Annotated in this window: 3 protein-coding genes and 1 pseudogene; all 4 read right to left on the reverse strand. The window is 26.3% G+C overall.

Translation table 11 applies throughout. The features are described 5' to 3' along the window. Positions 1–514 (reverse strand): BRO family protein (locus tag Q0V15_RS12710; RefSeq protein WP_297439512.1); only part of this gene is annotated, 514 nt, incomplete at its 3' end. Between the two features lie 535 nt (positions 515–1049). Then, positions 1050–1868: a hypothetical protein gene (locus Q0V15_RS12715; protein WP_297439513.1), complete on the reverse strand. Its 819-nt coding sequence runs from the start codon at positions 1866–1868 to the stop codon at positions 1050–1052. Further along, a complete protein-coding gene (locus Q0V15_RS12720; RefSeq protein ID WP_297439514.1) occupies positions 1869–2327 on the reverse strand; it encodes a hypothetical protein in 459 nt (152 codons plus the stop codon). A 100-nt stretch (positions 2328–2427) separates the two neighbouring features. Next, a pseudogene (locus Q0V15_RS12725) lies at positions 2428–2954 on the reverse strand (FliB family protein); the annotation flags it as partial.

The raw sequence follows: 2954 nt of genomic DNA on the forward strand, positions 1-2954 counted from the left end.
GCATTTTAGCACTTTCAAAAGCTAATCTATATCGCTCCATTTTTTCTGTGCTAAACTTACTAAAACTAAAATCATTAACAGCTACATTATTTTGAACATTATCAGATGATAAAATAATTTCTTCCTTAACAGAATAACCTTTTTCTTTAATAACTGGCATTACTTCTTTTCTAATCCAAGCTCTAAACTCTACACCAAGAGGCATTTCAGTATATCCAAGAAATCCATATAACCCTGTTTCATATAATACGATTATCTTAGGTGCAAACTTAAAATCCTCTAATACATCTGAAAAAATCTCTTTAAATTCTTTTAACTCTTCACCCTCTAGTAAATCATATTCCAACCCTACCTCAAATTTCTCTCTTCTGATACAATCATAAATCCCATTCCTTGGCTGAGCATAACCAAACATCTTGCCAATCTCAGAACCAATCCAACATACTTTTCCATTCCATACAAAACTAAAAACACTTTTATTTTTAAACTTTTTTCTAATTAAATCATTCATCATATATTCTCTCCTTTTTATTTTAATTAAGAGGTTGTTACCTTAACTTTAAAGGTAGTACCCTCCCAAGTAACAACCTCTATAACCTTTACTATAACTCACTTTAGCTTGTAGATAACTTTTAAAACTCACAACTTCCCATCAAACTGTGCTTATTTTCATAAAAATCTCACCTACCTGTGGATAACTTTTTCACCTTAAAATTATCCATAGCCTTTCATAAAATTAAATAAAAAAATCCCCTAAAGATAACTAGCACTAAACTAAAATATCTCTAGAGGATATATTTCAAAATCATATGATATAATCATCAAAATATTACTCTATATAAAATCATAAACTCTTCTTTTGTATAAAATCTTTAAAATTGAACATAATACAATAGAAGTCTTTGATTTTAGGATTCATTAGATAGTTACAGTATCTATTGAATTTACAGGTGTTGTCGCACCTATAAAATCATGGACTTTTTTTACTTTGATATTATGTTGCCCTTTAAATTTTTAATTATACATTTATACAAAAACTTTATATTTTTTTATTTTTCTATAAACGGCTTTAATTTTTCATATAATATTCCGCATTCTGTGGCTATTATTGCAGCTTTTTTCACTCCTTCTGGAATTTTAGATACGAAATTTTTTACGCCTTTCCATGCTTTTCTTATCTTTCCCTCTTTCGGATTATCATTATTTATTTCCTGTTCTATATCTTCTAAATCATATATTACTTCTTCTTTTAACTCTTCATCAAATTCTTCATTTATAATTAATCCCTTTAATGATTCAACTAGTTCCTTAATATCTTGTAAATCATTTAATGTAACATTATTTATAGACTCAATATTTCCTTGTGCAATTGATGCTGTTCCATAATTCTTATTAATATTTTGATGTATATGTGTTTCTTGCTTTATATTCTCCATTCCTATCATCTCCATTGCTAAACTATCTACTATAAAATCTACTAAAGGTTTAAATACTTTATCTAAATATTCTCTAATTATCTCATCCCACTTTCCACTGCTATGGCAAATATTATAAGCTATATCCCTAATATCTTTTTCACCATTTGTCATATCTAATAAATAATCATACATTGCTTTAATATGTTCACTTTCAGCTATAGGAATTACTATACTACTCCATCCACTAGTCTCTACTATAAATTTTTCTTTATAATCATAATCAATATTATTGATTTTTTTCTGAATTATAGCATTTATTAATTCATTTTCTTGAATAAATTTTCTAAATCTTATTAATGGTATATTCCTTTGATCATATTTAGTCGTAAGCATATTAGATGCAACTCTTCTAAATGCTTGACTAACTTTTTTATACTCTATAATAGTCACCTATATATCACCTCCACAGTAAGCACAATATATCTTTGATATACCAACACAATATAATACCCTCACATGATTTTCACACATTGGACAACTAAATATTTCTTCTACTGTATCTTTACCTTTTAGCTCTTTTATATTCACTTTTTTTAGTTCTTTAAAATCAACTTTTATAAGGTTATTACCTCTTGTCCTTCTTTTAAAATCACCAAATACTTTATTCAATTGCTCTACCATATAATTGTAAGCAATTGCTTCAGCTTGTTTTACAAGATCCTTTGAATAAAATTTATTGATTTCATCTACTAATCCACAATAAGGACAAAATAATTCTGTAAAAATATTATCTTCATCCTGAAATTCACCTGCATTTAATTTAAATTCAGATTCACAAAAAGGACACTCAAAACCTACATACCCCTCACTATCCCCTTCTATTTTTATATCAAACTTAATATCACTCATTATCCACCACCGCCTTGTAACTATAAGCTAATTATACCATTTTCACCCACTACTTCACATAAAACAGCTAGTTTTAAAATATATATCTAACCTTCTTTCATTACTCTATAACTAATAATATATTTTCCATAAAGTTTATATTATCTAACTCATTCTTTTTTATATGTCTTAATATCTTTTGAGTATAATTTCTGTGATGTCCTACAACTTTTGAGAATAATTGAATAAACTCTACAATCTCCATGACATTCTGTTTTTTATCATTCATATACATTCCCATAAGATAAAACTTTATAAGCTCATATCTCATAAGTAGCATAGTATATCCATCAAAAATACTTTCTACTTCTGAGAAAGGGAATAGATTTGAATATATAAAGTTAACTAAGTAATTTTCAAATATATAAGAATTTTTTTCTATAATCTCTTTATTATATTCTTCAAATTTATCTATATAAAAATCTTGCTCCTTAAGAACTTCTCCAAAGTTTTCTAAGTTAAATGATTTTCTAACTACTCTTGTAAGTTCTTTAAATTTATCACTATCAACTTCTTTTTCAATATCAATCAAGCCTAATATTTTATTAAAGAAATCTATTTGGATAATATAATTCATAGTATTTTTAC

It is taken from the genome of uncultured Clostridium sp. (assembly GCF_947036855.1).
Classification (GTDB): Bacteria; Bacillota; Clostridia; order Clostridiales; family Clostridiaceae; genus Sarcina.

Bases quoted from the DNA above. Each gene is read 5' to 3' on its own strand.
- Q0V15_RS12720 (WP_297439514.1), bottom strand. From the start codon at position 2,327: ATGAGTGATATTAAGTTTGATATAAAAATAGAAGGGGATAGTGAGGGG.